Origin of the sequence: Phytobacter sp. V91 (assembly GCF_965644225.1) — a bacterium.
Lineage (GTDB): Bacteria > Pseudomonadota > Gammaproteobacteria > Enterobacterales > Enterobacteriaceae > CBFFRJ01.
Window position 1 is genome coordinate 1 of sequence record NZ_CBFFRJ010000098.1, and the last position, 19,039, is coordinate 19,039.

At 53.3% G+C, this 19,039-nt stretch carries 14 protein-coding genes; 5 read left to right on the top strand and 9 right to left on the bottom strand.

The features are described from left to right. Window positions 1–216 precede the first annotated feature (216 nt). A complete protein-coding gene (gene relA / locus ACSZO4_RS18225; RefSeq protein WP_437890447.1) occupies window positions 217–2,451 on the bottom strand; it encodes a GTP diphosphokinase in 2,235 nt (744 codons plus the stop codon). Window positions 2,452–2,503: 52 nt separating this feature from the next. After that, window positions 2,504–3,802 (bottom strand): 23S rRNA (uracil(1939)-C(5))-methyltransferase RlmD, encoded by a 1,299-nt coding sequence (rlmD, locus tag ACSZO4_RS18230; protein ID WP_437890448.1) that lies wholly within the window; start codon window positions 3,800–3,802, stop codon window positions 2,504–2,506. A 55-nt stretch (window positions 3,803–3,857) separates the two neighbouring features. Between rlmD and barA the strand changes: the two genes are divergently transcribed. After that, window positions 3,858–6,617 (top strand): two-component sensor histidine kinase BarA, encoded by a 2,760-nt coding sequence (gene barA, locus ACSZO4_RS18235; protein ID WP_437890449.1) that lies wholly within the window; start codon window positions 3,858–3,860, stop codon window positions 6,615–6,617. A 390-nt stretch (window positions 6,618–7,007) separates the two neighbouring features. Here the strand turns inward: barA and ACSZO4_RS18240 are convergent, their stop codons facing one another. The 7 genes from ACSZO4_RS18240 to syd form a co-directional block, all read right to left on the bottom strand. Continuing rightward, window positions 7,008–8,147 carry a glycerate kinase gene (locus tag ACSZO4_RS18240; protein ID WP_437890450.1) on the bottom strand — a complete coding sequence of 380 codons (1,140 nt, stop codon included), beginning with the start codon at window positions 8,145–8,147 and terminating at the stop codon, window positions 7,008–7,010. An 86-nt stretch (window positions 8,148–8,233) separates the two neighbouring features. Next, window positions 8,234–9,574, bottom strand: coding sequence for an enolase C-terminal domain-like protein (locus ACSZO4_RS18245; protein ID WP_437890451.1), 1,341 nt, complete (start codon window positions 9,572–9,574; stop codon window positions 8,234–8,236). A 2-nt stretch (window positions 9,575–9,576) separates the two neighbouring features. Further along, window positions 9,577–10,929: an MFS transporter gene (locus ACSZO4_RS18250; RefSeq protein ID WP_437890452.1), complete on the bottom strand. Its 1,353-nt coding sequence runs from the start codon at window positions 10,927–10,929 to the stop codon at window positions 9,577–9,579. A 490-nt stretch (window positions 10,930–11,419) separates the two neighbouring features. Further along, complete coding sequence (locus ACSZO4_RS18255) at window positions 11,420–11,869, bottom strand: flavodoxin (RefSeq protein WP_437890453.1); 450 nt, start codon at window positions 11,867–11,869, stop codon at window positions 11,420–11,422. Between the two features lie 5 nt (window positions 11,870–11,874). Beyond that, window positions 11,875–12,669 (bottom strand): tRNA pseudouridine(65) synthase TruC, encoded by a 795-nt coding sequence (truC, locus tag ACSZO4_RS18260; protein ID WP_437890454.1) that lies wholly within the window; start codon window positions 12,667–12,669, stop codon window positions 11,875–11,877. Further along, window positions 12,669–12,998, bottom strand: coding sequence for a YqcC family protein (locus ACSZO4_RS18265; protein ID WP_437890455.1), 330 nt, complete (start codon window positions 12,996–12,998; stop codon window positions 12,669–12,671). Before ACSZO4_RS18265 ends, truC begins: the two co-directional genes overlap by 1 nt. Window positions 12,999–13,638: 640 nt before the next feature. Next, window positions 13,639–14,184, bottom strand: coding sequence for a SecY-interacting protein (syd, locus tag ACSZO4_RS18270; RefSeq protein WP_437890456.1), 546 nt, complete (start codon window positions 14,182–14,184; stop codon window positions 13,639–13,641). A gap of 69 nt (window positions 14,185–14,253) precedes the next feature. Here syd and queF point away from each other — a divergent pair, with 69 nt between their 5' ends. From queF to ACSZO4_RS18290, 4 genes are all read left to right on the top strand, one after another. Further along, complete coding sequence (gene queF, locus ACSZO4_RS18275; RefSeq protein WP_437890457.1) at window positions 14,254–15,099, top strand: NADPH-dependent 7-cyano-7-deazaguanine reductase QueF; 846 nt, start codon at window positions 14,254–14,256, stop codon at window positions 15,097–15,099. Window positions 15,100–15,217: 118 nt separating this feature from the next. Then, window positions 15,218–16,582 (top strand): nucleotide 5'-monophosphate nucleosidase PpnN, encoded by a 1,365-nt coding sequence (gene ppnN / locus ACSZO4_RS18280; protein ID WP_437890458.1) that lies wholly within the window; start codon window positions 15,218–15,220, stop codon window positions 16,580–16,582. A 447-nt stretch (window positions 16,583–17,029) separates the two neighbouring features. After that, window positions 17,030–18,319 (top strand): HAAAP family serine/threonine permease, encoded by a 1,290-nt coding sequence (locus tag ACSZO4_RS18285; RefSeq protein WP_437890459.1) that lies wholly within the window; start codon window positions 17,030–17,032, stop codon window positions 18,317–18,319. 253 nt (window positions 18,320–18,572) lie between these two features. Then, window positions 18,573–18,782 carry a DUF1471 domain-containing protein gene (locus ACSZO4_RS18290; RefSeq protein ID WP_437890460.1) on the top strand — a complete coding sequence of 70 codons (210 nt, stop codon included), beginning with the start codon at window positions 18,573–18,575 and terminating at the stop codon, window positions 18,780–18,782. Window positions 18,783–19,039 lie beyond the last annotated feature (257 nt).

Below are 19,039 nucleotides of genomic sequence, written 5' to 3' on the forward strand. Positions count from 1 at the left end.
CAGCTCAGCTAAGGTAAGGCTAATACAGATAAGGACTCCACTGAACCCCACCGATTAAATCGCACCTTCCTTAACATTATTTAATGTTTGAACATTACTGCTGGAGATAGTTTATCGCTAAAGTAGGCTAAATTAAGTTATCAGATAAAAATTCAGAAATATGCCCGGCACAACAGAAAGGCCATTGAACCAGGTTCAATGGCCTTAACTCTCTGATTAACCGCCATGCAGTCGACGGGCGTCGATTACATCCGGTACCTGGTTCAGTTTACCCAGCACGCGGCCCAGCACCTGTAGGTTGTAGATTTCAATGTTCATATCGATGGTTGCCAGCTGCTGCTTCGTATCGCTACGACTGGCGACCCCCAGCACGTTGACCTTCTCGTTGGCAAGAATGGTGGTGATATCGCGCAACAGGCCACTGCGATCGTTGGCGGTGACACGCACCACCAGCGAGTAACCGGCAGAGTAGCTTTCGCCCCAGACCGCATCCACCAGACGCTCAGGCGCGTGCGCCCGCAGTTCATGGAGCTGGTCGCAATCGGCGCGGTGAATCGAGATCCCCCTGCCCTGGGTGATAAAGCCCACGATTTCATCGCCAGGTATTGGCTGGCAGCAACGCGCAATGTGGTGCATCAGATTGCCGACACCTTCCACCACCACGCGACCGTTGTCTTTGCTGCGGGTTTGCGGGGCATAGGTTTTCTGCTGCAGCTGCTTGAGCGCGGCGGCATCCTGCTCGGCGGCACTCGGTTTGTTAAACTGCGATTGCAGGAAGTTGACCATCTGATTGAGGCGAATATCGCCCCCGCCAATGGCCGCCAGCAGCTCTTCGAGATCGTTAAAGTTGTAACGCGGGAGCAGCTGTTTTTCAGCCTCTTTCAGGCTGATGCCGAGGTGCTCAAGCTCATCGTCGAGGATCTGACGCCCGGCGAGAATATTTTTATCCCGGTCCTGTTTACGGAACCAGTTGTGGATCTTCGCCCGCCCACGACTGGTGGTAACGTAGCCGAGATTCGGGTTCAGCCAGTCGCGGCTTGGGTTCGGCTGCTTCTGGGTGATGATTTCAATCTGGTCGCCCATCTGCAACTGGTAGGTGAAGGGAACGATACGCCCGCCGATTTTGGCTCCGATACAGCGATGACCGACATCGCTGTGGATGTGATAGGCAAAGTCCAGCGGCGTCGAACCTGCGGGCAGGTCAACCACATCGCCTTTTGGCGTAAAGACATAGACCCGGTCGTCAAAGACCTGGCTGCGCACTTCGTCGAGCATTTCGCCGGAGTCCGCCATCTCTTCCTGCCAGGTAATCAGTTTACGCAGCCAGGCAATACGGTCTTCATGACCTGAACGCGGTCCTGGGGTTGCCGTACCTTCTTTGTATTTCCAGTGCGCAGCCACTCCCAGCTCTGCATCTTCATGCATCTGTTTGGTGCGGATCTGGATCTCAACGGTTTTGCCGCCCGGCCCGAGCACTACGGTGTGAATCGACTGGTAGCCGTTCGGTTTCGGGTTCGCCACATAGTCATCAAACTCATCGGGCAAGTGGCGGAAATGGGTATGCACTATCCCTAATGCGGCATAGCAGTCCTGCAAACGCTCCGCCACAATGCGCACCGCACGAACGTCAAACAACTCGTCAAAGGCGAGATGCTTCTTCTGCATTTTGCGCCAGATGCTGTAGATATGTTTAGGCCGGCCATAAACTTCAGCCTTGACGCCTTCGTTCTTGATTTCGGAACGTAAATGCCCAACAAATTCATCAATATAGTGTTCGCGATCGATACGGCGCTCATGCAGCAGTTTCGCAATACGCTTGTATTCCGCCGGGTGCAGATAACGGAAGCAGTAATCTTCCAGCTCCCATTTGAGCTGACCAATTCCGAGGCGGTTCGCCAGCGGCGCATAGATGTTGGTGCACTCTTTGGCAGCCAGCACCCGTTCATCTTCCGGCGCATCTTTGACTTCACGCAGATGGGCAACGCGTTCGGCGAGCTTAATGACCACGCAGCGGAAGTCGTCCACCATCGCCAGCAGCATACGACGAACGTTATCCACCTGTTCGGAGGAGACAGAATCATTATGGGTGGCATTGAGCTGGCGGATCGCGGCCATATCACGCACGCCATGGATCAGCCCGACTATCGAGCTGCCGACGCTTTCGCGCAACACCTCTTCACTGACGACTTCTGCGTCGGCCAGCGGAAACAACAACGCCGCCCGCAGCGTATCGGAGTCCATACTGAGCATGGAGAGGATTTCCACCATCTCGACGCCACGCCAGAGCAGCAATTCCGCATCAGGATGCCCTTGCGTTTGTCGCAGACAATATTCCCAGGTTTCGGCTAAGCGTTCACACGACGGCTGGCTGGAGATTCCCAGACTGGCGATCCATTTCTTAGGATCGAATTCACCCGCTTTATTCAAATGCGCACTTCTTACCGCAACCATTGTCCTCTCCTTTAAGGGACCGGGCCTGCCGAATTCGGCAAGCCGAAATTAATCACTTATGCTCGAATAAAACCATCGATTCCAGATGGCCGGTATGCGGGAACATATCCAGCATCGCCAGCCGCTCTATCTGGTAACCCGCATTTAATAGCGCTTCACTGTCACGGGCAAGCGTCGCCGGGTTACAGGAAACATACACCACTTTTTTTGCCGCCAGTTTAACAATGTACTGCATGACGCCTGCGGCCCCCGCACGCGCTGGATCCAGCAGGATTTTATCAAAACCCTGACGAGCCCACGGCTGTTTTGTCACATCATCTTCTAGATTTTCATGAAAAAATGTCACATTGTGCAACCTGTTTTGCAGTGCATTGTCCTGGGCTTTCGCCACCAGCTCAGCCACGCCCTCGACGCCGACCACGCTTGCCGCCCGTTTTGCCAGCGGCAGCGTAAAGTTGCCCATGCCACAGAACAGATCCAGCACTCGCTCGTGCGGTTGCACATCCAGCCATGCCAGCGCAGTGGCGACCATCTTCTGGTTAACGCCGTCGTTCACCTGGATAAAATCGCGCGGGCTGAACGTTAAGCGTAGTCCGTCAGAGCTATACCAGGGATCTTCTCCGCTAACACGTTCAACTGTTTCACTTTGTGGGGCGAGATACAGCGCCAGTCCCTCAGAATGCGAAAAGCGTTCCAGTTTTTCCTGATCGCTGGCAACCAGTGCAGCGGTGTGACGCAGTACCATCAATGGCCCGTTATCTGCCAGCACCAGTTCCACATGACCTAAGTGACGCGCGCCATCTAAATCGTTCAGACATTGGCGCAGGGGAACCAGCAATGCTTCAAGACGGGGCACCAGCACCGGGCAGCGCGTCAGGTTAACGATCTCTTTGCCGCTGGCCTGACGAAACCCCATCTCCAGACGCTGGGCTTTAACCTGCCAGTTAAGGCTTAAACGGGCGCGGCGACGATATCCCCAGGGCGCCGCCGAGATAACCTCTTCAACATCGTGTTTCATCAATCGGGCAAGCGCAGCGCTTTTGCTCCGGTGCTGAAGCGCAATGCTGGCATGCTGCTGCTGGCAGCCGCCGCAGATACCAAAATGCGCACAGGCTGGCGCAACGCGGTCCAGGCTCTCATTATGCCGACGTTTGACTTCAGCCCGGGCGAATTGTCGTTTATCTTCAACCAGAATGACATCTGCCGTTTCCTGGGGTAACAGTCCCTGCACAAACAGAGCCTTACCCTTGTGTCGCGCAACCCCCTGCCCAAAGGGGTCGAGGTCATTTACTGTTACAGTTACTTCCAGACGTGTCGTCACGCGTCGTTTTGCAGAGTAGAATTGCGCCATTGCCGGGAATTTTCTCAATTACGATAATGACTACATTCTCCCATAACGGAACCCCATGACCAACTACAGCCTGCGTGCGCGCATGATGATTCTGATCCTCGCCCCCACCGTATTAATCGGTGTGTTGCTGAGTATCTTCTTCGTCGTCCATCGCTACAACGACTTACAGCGTCAACTGGAAGACGCGGGTGCCAGTATCATTGAACCGCTTGCGGTCTCCAGTGAGTACAGCATGACCCTTCAGGACCGGGAAGCCATTGGTCAGCTCATCAGCGTGCTGCATCGACGACACTCTGAGATTGTGCGGGCGATTTCCATTTACGATGGGCAGAACAACTTGTTCGTCACCTCAAATTTTCAGCTCGACCCACGCGGATTACGTTTGCCGGACGCGGTGGCTTTTCCCCGGCATCTGACGGTGACCCGCCAGGGGGATCAGATGATCCTGCGCACCCCGATAGTTTCAGAGGGGTATTCGCCTGATGAGTCGGCCATTACCGATGCGAAACCCGCAGGCAATATGCTGGGTTATGTGGCGCTGGAGCTGGATCTCAAGTCGGTACGATTACAGCAGTACAAAGAGATTTTTATCTCCAGCCTGATGATTTTGTTTTGTATCGGTATCGCCCTGATTTTTGGCTGGCGACTGATGCGCGATGTCACCAGCCCCATCCGAAACATGGTCAATACCGTTGACCGTATTCGTCGCGGGCAGCTCGACAGCCGGGTGGAAGGCTTTATGCTCCGCGAACTGGATATGCTCAAAAACGGTATTAACTCGATGGCGATGTCGCTGGCGGCCTACCATGAGGAGATGCAGCACAATATCGATCAGTCAACGTCCGATTTGCGGGAAACGCTGGAGCAGATGGAGATCCAGAACGTGGAGCTGGACCTGGCGAAAAAGCGCGCCCAGGAAGCTGCGCGCATCAAATCTGAATTCCTCGCCAATATGTCACACGAGTTGCGTACCCCGCTAAACGGCGTAATTGGTTTCACTCGTCTGACGCTGAAGTCTGAGCTGAACCCCACTCAGCGCGACCACATGCTGACCATTGAACGCTCGGCCAATAATTTGCTGGCCATCATCAATGACGTGCTGGACTTCTCCAAGCTTGAAGCCGGAAAACTGATCCTCGAAAGCATTCCCTTCCCGCTGCGCAGTACGCTGGATGATGTGGTCACCCTGCTGGCTCATTCCGCTCACGATAAAGGGCTGGAGCTGACGCTGAATACCCGCAATGACGTGCCGGATAACGTGATTGGCGACCCGCTGCGCCTGCAACAAGTCATCACCAATATCGTGGGCAATGCGATTAAATTCACCGAAAGCGGCAACATCGACATTCTGGTGGAGAGACGTTCAATCAGTAACAACAAAGTGCAGATTGAAGTTCAAATCCGCGATACCGGCATCGGCATCCCGGAACGTGACCAGTCGCGGCTGTTCCAGGCCTTCCGTCAGGCCGATGCCAGCATCTCGCGTCGCCACGGAGGGACCGGGCTGGGGCTGGTGATTACACAACGGCTGGTGAATGAAATGGGTGGGGACATCTCTTTCCATAGTCAGCCGAATCGCGGCTCCACCTTCTGGTTCCATATCAACCTCGACCTCAATCCAAATGCCATTACCGAAGGGCCATTGACCGGTTGTCTGGAAGGTAAGCGTCTGGCCTATATCGAACCGAATGCGGCCGCGGCTCAGAGCACGCTCGATGTGCTGAGTACCACGCCGCTTGAGGTTGTCTACAGCCCCTCGTTCTCTGCGCTACCGGTTGAACATTACGACATACTGCTGATGGCGGTTCCCGTGACCTTACGTGAGCCATTAACCATGCAGCACGAACGGCTGGCCAAAGCCAAGTCGATGACCGACTACCTGCTGCTGGCTCTGCCTTGCCATGCGCAAATCAATGCCGAAGAGCTTAAACAGGATGGGGCGGCCGCCTGTCTGCTTAAACCGCTCACCGCGACGCGCCTGCTGCCTGCGCTGACTGAGTATTGCCGCTCTGCGCGCCACACCCCTACGGTTGACGAGTTCAAACTGCCGATGTCCGTTATGGCGGTGGATGACAATCCGGCAAACCTGAAGTTGATTGGCGTACTGCTGGAAGACCTGGTGCAACAGGTTGAAGTCTGTAGCAGCGGTGCGCAGGCGCTGGAACGCGCCAGGCAGATGCAGTTTGATCTGATCCTGATGGATATTCAGATGCCCGATATGGACGGCATCCGCGCCTGCGAGCTTATTCGTCAGCTTCCTCATCAGCAGCAGACGCCGGTTATCGCGGTCACCGCGCACGCCATGGCTGGTCAGAAAGAGAAACTGCTCAGCGCCGGGATGAACGACTATCTGGCGAAACCTATCGAAGAGGACAAGCTGCATAATCTGCTGCTGCGCTATAAGCCCGATCAGATGATCAATCCCTATCTGGCGCCCGCCGAACCACCCAAACCGGTGGAGCCCATCGTCAACGAAGATGCCACTCTCGACTGGCAGCTGGCGCTGCGGCAGTCGGCGGGCAAGTCCGATCTTGCCCGTGAATTGCTCCAGATGCTGGTGGCTTTTTTACCAGAAATCCGCAACCGGGTTGAAGAACAGCTGGTGGGCGAAGCGCCGGACGGGCTGATGGAGTCCATTCATAAGCTACAAGGCAGTTGCAGCTACAGCGGCGTTCCGCGACTGAAAAACCTCTGCAAGCTGATAGAACACCATTTGCGTAGCGGCGTCCCCGCTGAAGAGCTGGAGCCGGAATTACTGGAACTGCTTGATGAGATGGACAATGTGACCCGCGAAGCGCGGAAAATGATGGGATAAAATCATAAGCCCTCTCCGGCCGGTCACTTAAAAACCTGTCGCCAGAAGCCTTTTTCTGAGTAGCGCTCACTCTGTAAGGTTCGGGGAGGTGTTCCGTTCACCTTAAGTTCAACGTTTCCCTGTTGCTTCTTCACCCGTGAACGTGCCAGCGGCGATTTTCTTGTGCCGGGAGCCGGGATTGTTAAGGGTGTGGCGAAGAACACCCTTAACACGTTCACGTGCCGGGGGGTTTCAGAGAAGCAAGGAACTTAAGGTGAACGGAACCTTTCCTCAGTAGCCTCAGAGTAAAGGGGGCCGATTATACCTTAAACGAGCAATATTACAGATGAAAGTGGGTTAGTCAGCAGCCGAACCCTCTCCGCAAAGAGAGGGTCTTCTGCAACGGATGCGTTATTTACCCTGCCCAACCTTCAGCACGGCGGCAACGTTACGCGCCGTCATGCGCACGTTCTCACCGGCATTCGCCAGGGCATCTTCCAGCGAACAGATTTTGTAGATCACGCTGAAAACAGCATCGATGCCGTGGTCATGCACCACGCCAACATCCGCCGTCAGGCTTCCGGCAATTCCAATCACCGGCACATTATAGCGTTTGGCGACTCTCGCCACCCCTACCGGCACCTTTCCGTGCACCGTCTGGCTATCGATACGCCCTTCCCCGGTAATAACCAGGTCGGCATCGGCAACATGCTTATCAAGCGATAAGGCATCGGTGACAATCTCAATGCCCTGACGCAATTCTGCGCCGCAAAAGGCATAGAGCGCCGCGCCCATACCGCCTGCCGCACCGCCGCCCGCCAGGTTTAAGACATCCAGATTCAGATCCCGGGCGATAAGCTTAGCGAAGTGGCCCAGCGCCTCATCCAGACGAACGATCATCTCCGGCGTCGCCCCTTTTTGCGGGCCAAAAATCGCCGATGCCCCTTCTTTTCCGGTTAACGGATTGGTGACATCGCAGGCCACTTCAATGCGGCATGTCGCGAGACGTTCATCCAGCCCGCTCACATCAATAGTGACCAGGGTCTCCAGCGCCGCGCCACCCGGTCCAATCTGCTGGCCTTGTTTATCCAGCAGTTTTGCCCCCAGCGCCTGAACCATACCAGCGCCGCCATCATTGGTGGCACTACCGCCAATCCCAATGATGATATGTTTTACGCCTGCATCCAGCGCATGATGGATAAGCTCGCCGGTACCCCACGAGGTGGTGATCAGCGGATCGCGCTGTGCGGGGGGAACCATCTCAAGACCGCTGGCCGCAGCCATTTCGATAAAGGCGCATTTCTCATCGCCCGACAGGCCATAAAAACCGTCGACCGGCTCACCCAGTGGGCCTCTGACAGCCACGTTGACAATACGCCCTTGGGTAGCGGCAACCATGGCTTCAACAGTCCCTTCGCCACCGTCCGCCACCGGCAATTTTACGTATTCAGCCGTTGGAAATATTTCGCGAAACCCGCTTTCAATCGCGGATGCAACATCTAAAGCACTCAAACTTTCTTTATAGGAGTCAGGTGCGATAACAATCTTCATAAGCCATCCTTACGCATATTCACGACCATAAGCATATACCCGGAAGCCTAGGGAAAATGCCGGCCTGTCAGAGGCCGGCGATTCCATTACTGACGTCCAAAAACCGGGCGTTTACGATCGAACTTCCAGCCCGGGATCAGGTACTGCATCGGACCGGCGTCATTACGTGCGCCGCCTGGCAGGCGTTTGTAAGCTTCGTGGGCCTTTTCAATCTGCGCCCAGTCAATCTCCACACCCAGACCTGGTGCATCCGGAACGGCAATCTGACCGCCTTTGATTTCCAGAGGCTGTTTCGTCAGACGCGCTTCACCTTCCTGCCAGATCCAGTGAGTATCGATAGCGGTCGGATTACCCGGCGCCGCTGCGCCCACATGGGTGAACATTGCCAGCGAGATATCAAAATGGTTATTGGAGTGGCAACCCCAGGTCAGCCCCCAGTCATCACACAGTTGAGCGACACGCACAGCGCCCGAGAGCGTCCAGAAATGCGGGTCGGCCAGCGGGATATCGACGGCATTGAGCATCACCGAGTGCCCCATTTCACGCCAGTTGGTAGCGATCATGTTGGTGGCAACAGGCAGACCGGTGGCGCGACGGAATTCCGCCATCACTTCACGGCCGGAGAAGCCCTGCTCCGCGCCACAGGGATCTTCTGCATAGGTCAGCACATCTCCCAGGCCTTTACACAGCGCGATAGCTTCATCGAGTAGCCAGGCGCCGTTCGGGTCAACGGTGATACGCGCATCAGGAAAACGCTTTTTCAGTTCGCGTGCGGTTTCAATCTCTTTCTCACCCGGCAATACCCCGCCTTTAAGTTTGAAATCTTTAAAGCCGTAACGGTCCTGAGAAGCTTCAGCCAGGCGCACAACCGCCTCGCTGTTCATGGCTTCCTGATGACGCAGGTGATACCAGTCGTGGTTCCCGTCCGTTTTATCAAGATACGGCAGGTCGGTTTTGCTGCGATCGCCGATATAGAACAGGTAACCCAGAACCGTCACCGCATCACGCTGTTTGCCCGGCCCAAGCAGTTCGCAGACAGGTACATTCAACGCTTTGCCCAGCAGGTCGAGCAGGGCGGCTTCCAGAGCCGCTACCGCATTGACGCGCAGCTCAAACGTCCAGGCACCTTTACCAAAATTATCGAAATCGTGTGCCTGGTTGCCTTTGTGGACGCGCTGAACCACTTTGTTCAGACGCGCTACTTCCTGCCCGAGTACCATCGGGATAGCATCCACCAGCGTCTGGTAAATGACTTCCCCGCCCGGAGCCTCACCAACGCCGGTGTTACCGGCGTTGTCCGTGAGAACGACGATGTTACGAGTGAAATAAGCGTTATGCGCACCACCAATGTTCATCAACATGCTGTCATGACCGGCAACCGGAATGACTTTCATATCAGTAATGATGGGGCTTGCCTGAGTACTCATAATTATTGTCCTTTAACGGGTTTCAGTTCGATACGTTTGATATTCCCAACCAGTACCAGATAAGCCAGTACCGCAACCAGAGCGTGAATACCTACGTAGATCAGCGCGCCATTAAACGAACCGGTGGTGCCAACGATGTAGCCGATAGCAATCGGAGTCACGATACCGGAGATGTTACCGAACATGTTGAACAGACCGCCGCTCAGGCCACTGATTTCTTTTGGCGCAGTGTCAGCCATTACAGCCCAGCCCAGCGCACCAATACCTTTGCCGAAGAATGCCATGGACATAAAGCCGATAATCATCCATTCCACGTCGGTATAGTTACAGAACACCATCACCATGGAGAGCAGCATGCCCAGCACGATGGGGGTTTTACGTGCGATATTCAAAGAACCGGTACGGCGCATTAACCAGTCGGAAATCACCCCGCCGAGAACGCCGCCTGCGAAGCCGCAAATTGCCGGTACGGAGGCGATAAAGCCAGCTTTGAGGATCGACATACCACGAGCCTGCACCAGATATACCGGGAACCAGGTAATGAAGAAGTAAGTCAGGGCATTAATACAGTACTGGCCGAGGTAGATACCCATCATCATGCGGGAGCCCAGCAGCTGCTTAATCTGACCCCATTTCACGCTGAACGGCACTTTCGCTTTATTGCTCTTCTGATCCATGTTGATCAGCGCGCCGCCTTCAGCGATGTATTCCAGCTCTTTCTTGTTAACTTTCGGGTGCTCGTTCGGTTCGTAAATCACTTTCAGCCAGATAAAGCTGATAACGATACCCAGGCCACCCATAAAGAAGAACACGTGTGACCAACCCACTTCATGAGTCAACCAGCCCATAATCGGTGCGAAGATTACCGTGGCGAAGTATTGTGCGGAGTTAAAAATCGATACCGCCGTACCCCTTTCCTGCGCCGGGAACCAGGCCGCGACTATTCGGCTGTTACCAGGGAAGGACGGTGCCTCAGCCAGACCCACCAGGAAGCGCAGGGTGAAGAGCGCAACGATGATGCCAAAACCGCTGAAAATATCGACGAAACCTTGCAGTAAGGTAAACAGGGACCAGATGAAAATGGACCAGAAGTAAACGCGTTTGGAACCAAAACGGTCAAGCAACCAGCCGCCCGGGATCTGGCCAATAACATAGGCCCAGGAAAACGCGGAGAAAACATAACCCATACCGATGGGGTCAAGGCCGATATCTTTGGCCATTTGCGAACCGGCGATCGACAACGTAGCGCGGTCACCGTAGTTAAAGGATGTGACGATAAACAGCATCACCACTATCCAGTAGCGGGCATTTGTGCGCTTTTCGGCGCTGCTCGCTGCTTGGCTTAATGAACTCATGGTTGTACTCCCGAAGCATAAATGTCATGTACATCCATCCTGAACAGCACAACCTGTAGGGTTAATCAGGATGATGTATTTGATTTTCCGCAGCTTTATCGCCGGGCCGCTATTCCCTGCGTACTGCGTTTTATTGACTGCGAGAAAAGTATAAAAAGGGGTCGATAATCTCTCACCGTGCAACCACACAACATTAAATAACCCTGCCATTTGGGTTTATTGCATAAGCACAACGCGATGGGGACTAACTCACGGAAATGAAAAGTTGGGGCGCTAACATTTGGCCAAAACTCATTCGATTTCAAAAAATGTGAAACGCATCGCTTGACGCAGTAAAAGTGCACTTTCTGAAGGGGAATTAGAGGGCATTTTATTGGCATTTGCCCGAAGCTTACACGATTCAGTTGCTGAATTATGCGTTCGGGCAATATTTCACTGTCAAATAGTTAAAAATAGCAATTAACCCTCCTGCAGGAAGGAGGGTTAGCACTTATTTTAACAACGTTGACCAGTGCTCAACCCAAGGGCTGGAGACGGTTTCAGGCTCAGGATCTTCGCTGGCGTCAATCAGCAAAACCTCACCAACCCGCTGCGCATTTTGTTCCTGTAACAAGGCATCGAACTGTTTGCCGCCGCCGCAGAAATTGCTGTATGTGCTATCGCCCAAAGCGATGACCCCATAATGCAGTTCTGGTTGGTAACCTACACTATCGCGGATGAACTGAAACAGCGGAACAATGCTCTCGGGGAGATCGCCCTGACCGGTTGTTGAGGTGACAATTAGCGCGTATTTATGCTGATATTTTTCCCAGTCCGCAGGCTCCGGATCTTCATATAACGTCGCCTGGTGACCCTGTTCGTTGAGGATAGTCTGAGCTTCTTCGGCAACCAGCAGCGCATTGCCGTACATAGTGCCCACAAATATTCCGATTTCAGCCATAGCATTCACTCCCTGGTTTCAACACGATTGACGTCATCCTGACCGCTCAATGCGGCAAACTCAACCCTTTCATTCTCAGGGAGAAGCCCTTGCCAGCCGAACTGTGATAAAGCCTGCATCCACACGTCGTCAAGCCCGGCACGGAGAAGGAGCTGCTCACCGGTAAAGGGATGAGTGAGTGAAAGCTGGCTGGCATGAAGCATCAGCCGGTCACAGCCAAAGTGGGCTGCTGCGCTGCGGTTCTGGCGCAGATCCCCGTGTTTGCTGTCGCCAATGATGGGATGGCGCAAATGGGCAAGATGGCGGCGCAGCTGGTGTTTACGCCCGGTCTGTGGATTGAGTTCAACCAGCCCATAACGGGTGGTGGGAAATTTACCGGTCGCCACGGGCATTTCCGTGGTCGCCAGTCCGCGATAATGGGTTATCGCAGGTTGCGGACCTTTATCTTCACGCGCAAATTTGTCGGCGATTTTATCCAGCTCTTCCACCAGCGGGTAGTCGAGTAGCGCCTCTTCCATCAGCCAGCCACGCACCACCGCGTGATAACGTTTTTGGATCTGGTGCTGTTCAAACTGCTGTGACAGGCGACGCCCGGCTTCGCTGGATAAGCCCATCAGCAGCACGCCTGACGTCGGTCTGTCGAGGCGGTGGGCGGTAAACACATGCTGGCCAATCTGGTCACGCACCGTTTGCATCACCACCACTTTCTCGTCCCTGTCGAGCCAGCTGCGATGTACCAGCCAGCCGGAAGGTTTGTTGACCGCAACTAACCACTCATCCTGATAAATGATCTCCAGCATTATTCGTCATCGCCTGTGAACAATGCATCGAGTACTTCAAGCTGTGCCAGCACCGCATCACGAGCCGGGTGAGATGAGTCGAGCGCAATTTCATAATAGGGGGCGACGGCAAAGGATCCCGGTAGCGGGTGATGACCATCCAGCAAGGCATGCATCCTGGGGATCAGCACCCATTGCAACCACTCAAACGGCTCAAGCGTATCCATGCAAAAAGGCTGGGTACTGTCGAACACGCTGGCGTCCGGTGCGACTGACTGCCATTGACCATGCTCGCGCAAAAGTGTCTCAATGAGGTGTAATTGTTGGCGTACGCGCATCTCTGTTGTCATGGAAACCTCGGATATCAATCTGAATGGCGCGCAGAATAGCATTTGTGGTGAGAAATAAAAAAAGGGAGCACTGTAAAAACAGTGCTCCCGGTTCGTTTTGCAGCAGTCCGGCTACATTCGTGCTCCCTGCTCATCCGTGACAACTTTTCCTGTGGTCAGATGACCTTGTTTGTCCTTAAACCTTTGCATCCTGCTCGACATCGCCCTGATATCGAATTGACTTGTCCATAAGTCATTCCACGATCTTCATGATCCACCGAACATCCTGACCGGCTCTCATTCTCCTTCCTGGAGGTGTCCTTTAGTGCGCTCCTGCACTCTCCTCTTGCTTCGTCCTGAAGCCTTTCCTTGCAGCACCGTCCACGGTGTAATCCTAGCTCGAAACAACATCATCCTGATGTTCGTTTCACTGTACAGCTCCTTGCCGACGACAAGTAGAATCACCTATTAAGCGTCGTCTTACAAGTGTCCCTAAGGCAAATATTTTCCTGATTTACTATAAATAAACTAAGGGTATTCGCTTCAACAAATTGAATTTATTATGTTTTAGATATTCAAGGTGGATATGACGTCCAGGATGACAGGCAGATCTCTCACAAGACGCGTAAGAGATCTCTCACAAACTAAGTAGCAATCAGGATTACAGAACAGGCTCAAGTTCGTTAAGGAACGCCGTAAGGCTTGAAGAAAGCACCACCGATTGTCGGCGTCCCAGCGTCTCTTTCACCACTTCTCCGCTCAGGTTGCAAAGCGAAATGACCTCGGTGTCACTCTCCAGAGTGCCAATAAATAAGGTCGGCGACAGCTTGAGTCTTTTTTGCGTAACAAGATGACCAATCAGGTTTTCCTGCACGCGCCGGAAATCGTCCGGGCTCCAGGTTTGCAGCAGGGTGAAGGTTTCAGACTGAAACCGTGCGCGCATATCCCCGGCAAACTGTGTGGTATAAAAAGCGTGAAGCGCTGGTTGTACCACAATATCTAACGCCCGTTCAATTGCGTTTACATTCTCCGCCAGCGTAAAAGGCTGCGGTTGCCAGGTTACCATCGTCCCGGTGGAGGAAATAATGCAAGGAGAAGGCACGCCATAGAGCTCCTCACTTTGCGGCCAGGTTTGGTACGAACGTTGCCAGGCATCACAATAGCGCGTCGTAAATGCTTCCAGCGCAAGGGCTGTCTCTCGGTCCACAGATTTCTCTCTTTATCTAAGCCAGGATACACTTTGCCTTTAGTGTAACCGTAAAAATGGCGATGAAACATGTCTTCCTATGATAACCACCAGGCGCTGGCTGGCCTGACGCTTGGCAAAACCACGGACTACCGTGACCAGTATGACGCCAGTTTATTGCAGGGCGTGCCCCGCAGTCTTAACCGTGAACCTCTGGGGTTACACGAGGATAATCTGCCGTTTCAGGGCGCCGATATCTGGACGCTGTATGAGCTGTCCTGGCTCAACGCTAATGGTTTGCCGCAGGTCGCTGTCGGTCATGTCTCCCTTGACTACACCAGCGTCAACCTGGTGGAATCAAAGAGCTTCAAACTCTACCTCAACAGTTTTAATCAGACGCGCTTCGCCAGTTGGGACGAAGTACAGGACACCCTGGCCCGCGATCTCAGCAACTGCGCGCAGGGCAAGGTTAGCGTCGCTCTGTATCGTCTCGATGAAGTTGAGGGTCAGCCAGTCGCCCATTTTCACGGTAGTTGCATCGATGAGCAGGATATCACCATCGACAACTACACCTTTGATGCCGCCCTGCTCACCGATGCCGCCAGCGGCAAAGTGGTGGAAGAGACGCTGGTCAGCCATTTACTGAAATCCAACTGCCTGATTACCCACCAGCCAGACTGGGGATCAGTACAGATCCAGTATCGCGGGCCAAAAATCGACCGTGAGAAACTGCTGCGCTATCTGGTCTCTTTCCGCCACCACAATGAATTTCATGAGCAATGTGTCGAGCGCATCTTTATGGATATTCAGCGTTTTTGCCAGCCGGAAAGCCTGAGCGTTTACGCTCGCTACACCCGACGCGGCGGGCTGGATATTAACCCCTGGCGGACCAACACGCAGTTCGTCCCGGCAACCGGTCGGTTAGTGCGGCAGTAATCGCAACATTTTTTGCTATCTGCGAGAGAGATTCCACGCGGCAGGTTGTTAAACGTCATAAGCGGAGGCTATTGTAATCAACAGGGAAGATACAATTTTCATCCCGTAAGGAGTTCACTTGATTACACATATTAGCCCACTTGGCTCGATGGATATGTTGTCGCAACTGGAAGTCGATATGCTTAAACGCACGGCCAGTAGCGACCTGTATGAACTGTTTCGCAATTGCTCACTCGCAGTGCTTAACTCCGGTAGCCTGACGGACAACAGCAAAGAGCTGCTGTCACGCTACGAAAGTTTTGACATCAATGTGTTACGCCGTGAACGCGGCGTGAAACTGGAGTTGATCAACCCGCCAGAGGATGCCTTTGTCGATGGGCGAATTATTCGCTCATTGCAGGCCAACCTGTTTGCCGTCCTGCGCGATATTTTGTTCGTCAACGGGCAGATCCACAACGCGGGGCGTTTCCAGCATCTGGATTTGGAAAGCTCCATTCATATCACCAACCTTGTCTTCTCTATTTTACGTAATGCCCGTGCCCTGCACGTTGGCGAAGCGCCAAATATGGTGGTCTGCTGGGGCGGACACTCCATTAACGAAACCGAATATCTCTATGCGCGCCGCGTCGGCACTGAGCTCGGTCTGCGTGAACTGAATATCTGCACCGGCTGTGGTCCGGGCGCAATGGAAGCTCCGATGAAAGGCGCCGCCGTCGGCCACGCCCAGCAACGTTATAAAGAAGGGCGTTTTATTGGGATGACGGAACCGTCCATCATCGCTGCTGAGCCGCCAAACCCGCTGGTGAATGAGCTCGTCATCATGCCGGACATTGAAAAGCGCCTCGAAGCCTTCGTGCGCATCGCCCACGGCATTATTATTTTCCCTGGCGGCGTCGGCACGGCGGAAGAGCTGCTCTATCTGTTGGGTATTCTGATGAACCCGGCCAACAAAGATCAGGTACTTCCGCTGATCCTGACCGGCCCGAAAGAGAGCGCTGACTATTTCCGTGTGCTGGACGAATTTATCCTCCACACCCTGGGGGAAAGCGCCCGCCAGCACTATCGCATTGTCATTGATAATCCGGCAGAAGTAGCCCGTCTGATGAAAAAGGCGATGCCGCTGGTAAAACAAAACCGCCGCGATACCGGAGATGCCTATAGCTTTAACTGGTCGATTCGCATCACCCCGGATTTGCAACTGCCGTTCGAACCCAGCCATGAAAATATGGCCAACCTTAAACTGTATCCGGATCAACCGGTTGAAGTTCTTGCCGCCGATCTGCGCCGGGCCTTCTCCGGTATCGTAACCGGCAACGTGAAAGAGATGGGTATTCAGGCAATTGAGGAATTTGGCCCGTACAAAATCCATGGCGATCGCGAGATGATGCGCCGAATGGACGAGTTATTGCAGGGTTTTGTCGCCCAGCATCGCATGAAATTGCCGGGTTCAGCCTATATCCCCTGCTACGAAATCATCACCTAATCCATAAGGGCGGCCTATGTCGCCCTTTTAATCAGACGCCATGCAAACGTTTGCGTAACAAGTAACCAGCAAACTTTACTTCATCAAACTGGCATTAAATTAGATAAAACGCTATTTACGCCTCTCTTTACAGCCATTTTATCGTGTTTTAATCCACTTTCTTTGAAAGCCAGCCCCACCAGTGCTAGCCTTCGCGCCCATAAATTTCACCCAGATCATGGATAACAGGCATTTAACCTGCAAATAACCACATAAAAAGTGGATTATTGCATTTGGGATCCAGATCACTGTTGCATCCATAACTTATATGTATCTTTCCGCGCGCCAAAATAGTTACGGATAGAAATTATAAAAAAACCGTGAATAACCGAATTTCATATTACCGCCGTGGTTTTTGGCATTCGATTTGACCAAACAGCGGCACATTACTGCTCTGGAGATATTGAGATGGAAACAACACAAACCGGCACCATCGTTTCGGGTAACACACGAAGCGCATGGCGTAAAACAGACACCATGTGGATGCTGGGCCTGTACGGCACGGCGATTGGCGCAGGGGTGCTCTTTTTGCCCATCAATGCCGGTGTGGGTGGGATTATCCCGCTGATTATCATGGCGCTCATTGCCTTTCCGATGACATTTTTCGCCCACCGCGGCCTGACGCGTTTTGTGTTGTCGGGTAAAAACCCTGGTGAAGACATTACCGAGGTGGTGGAAGAGCATTTTGGCGCCGGTGCAGGCAAGCTCATTACCCTGCTCTACTTCTTTGCCATCTACCCGATTCTGTTGGTTTACAGCGTTGCCATTACCAACACCGTTGACAGCTTTATGAGCCACCAGTTGGGATTAACCCCGCCGCCTCGTGCCATTCTGTCACTGATTCTGATCGTCGGTATGATGACCATCGTACGTTTTGGCGAGCAGATGATCGTCAAAGCGATGAGCATTCTGGTGTTCCCGTTTGTTGCCGCCCTGATGCTGCTGGCGGTCTACCTCATCCCGCAATGGAACAGCACCGTTCTGGATACCCTTTCCCTGAACAGCGTTAGCGCCAGCGGCAATGGTCTGTGGATGACCCTGTGGCTGGCGATCCCGGTGATGGTCTTCTCCTTTAACCACTCGCCGATAATCTCCTCTTTTGCGGTGGCAAAACGTGAAGAGTACGGCCAGGATGCCGAGCCTAAATGCTCTCGTATTCTCGGTTACGCCCATCTGATGATGGTGCTGACGGTGATGTTCTTTGTCTTTAGCTGCGTACTGAGCCTGTCATCCGCCGATCTGGCCGCGGCAAAAGCACAGAACATCTCCATTCTCTCTTACCTGGCGAACCATTTTAACGCGCCCGTGATTGCATGGATGGCGCCGATTATCGCCATTATCGCCATCACCAAATCCTTCCTCGGCCACTATCTTGGTGCTCGTGAAGGTTTTAACGGGATGGTGATCAAATCCCTGCGCAGCCGTGGCAAGTCGATTGAAATCAACAAACTGAACAAAATCACCGCCCTCTTTATGCTGGTGACCACCTGGATAGTTGCGACCCTGAACCCAAGTATTCTCGGCATGATCGAGACCCTCGGCGGCCCGGTTATCGCCATGATCCTGTTCCTGATGCCGATGTATGCCATCAACAAGGTCCCGGCGATGCGCAAATATAGCGGCAAAATCAGCAACATCTTTGTTGTCGTGATGGGGCTGATTGCCATCTCCGCTATTTTCTTCTCGCTGTTCAGCTAAGTCCTTTCGCGCCGCCTCTGCTGGCGGCGCGCTTAACACACCGCTAATTTTGTTCCTGCACTGGCCAATTTTGATGAATCGGGCAGCAAAGCAGGACGTTACGCCCCGATTTACCACGCGCAATTATCGTTCTATTTTTTTGAAAGATTTCCGCAAATTGTTTAGATTTCCATCATCGAATGGTCGGCCTATTATTTATCACATCAGGGCAACAACGCCCTATCCTGAACAAATAAACTTAAGGAATACGACCATGAAATCCATCAAAACTTTCGTTGCAGTTGCCGCTCTTTCCGTAATGTCTTTCGGCGCTTTTGCTCAGGGCGTTAGCGCGACTGCCTCTACGCTGGACAGCGCAGAAGCCAAAATTGCCGCCCAGGCCGCTGAATTGGGTGCAACCTACACTATCACCGGCGCGCAGTACAATAACGGCGTGCATATGACGGCCGAACTGAGCAAATAAGCCCGGTCGCAGAAAGCATTGTCGTAAAGTCACTTAGTAACAAATCCCTTCAGCCCCTTAGGGGGCTTGAGATTGCTGACAAATGTGCTTAAAAGTGAATAGGGTTTGTTTTTCTCCCTCTCCCTTCCAGGGAGAGGGCCGGGGTGAGGGTGATAACGCTCTGATGAGTCAGCATATTTCCCCTCACCCTAACCCTTGTATGTTTAAAGTCACTTCAGTTACCCGCCACCAGGCGGGTACACTGCTACCGTGTTTGA